The organism is Ahrensia sp. R2A130 (genome assembly GCF_000179775.1).
Classification (GTDB): Bacteria; Pseudomonadota; Alphaproteobacteria; order Rhizobiales; family Rhizobiaceae; genus Pseudahrensia.
Map to the genome: position 1 here is coordinate 1 of NZ_AEEB01000034.1, position 321 is coordinate 321.

General features: G+C 59.2%; 1 protein-coding gene. It reads right to left on the reverse strand.

Features of this window, described 5'->3' with window-relative positions; translation table 11 throughout:
• Positions 1 to 321 (reverse strand): cadherin-like domain-containing protein (locus R2A130_RS16615; protein ID WP_009465358.1); only part of this gene is annotated, 321 nt, incomplete at both ends.

Sequence of the window (321 nt, forward strand, 5' to 3'; positions counted from 1 at the left end):
CGCATCACCGTCAATGTCGTTCACGATCACAGCACCGGAGACCGGGCTGTCTTCATTGGTGGTAACTGCATCATCAGCAGCCGTCGGCGCGTCATTCTGCGGGTTCACCGTGATGGTAACAGTCGCCGTGTCTGTTCCGCCATTGCCGTCATCGACAGACACCGTGAACGTATCCGTGCCGTTGAAGTCAGCCGTTGGCGTGTAGGTATACGTCCCGTCCGTGTTGACGATCACCGTACCGTTCGTCGGAGCGGTTGCCAGGCTGGCCGTCAGTGCATCACCGTCAATGTCATTCAGGATCACCGCACCGGAGACCGGGCT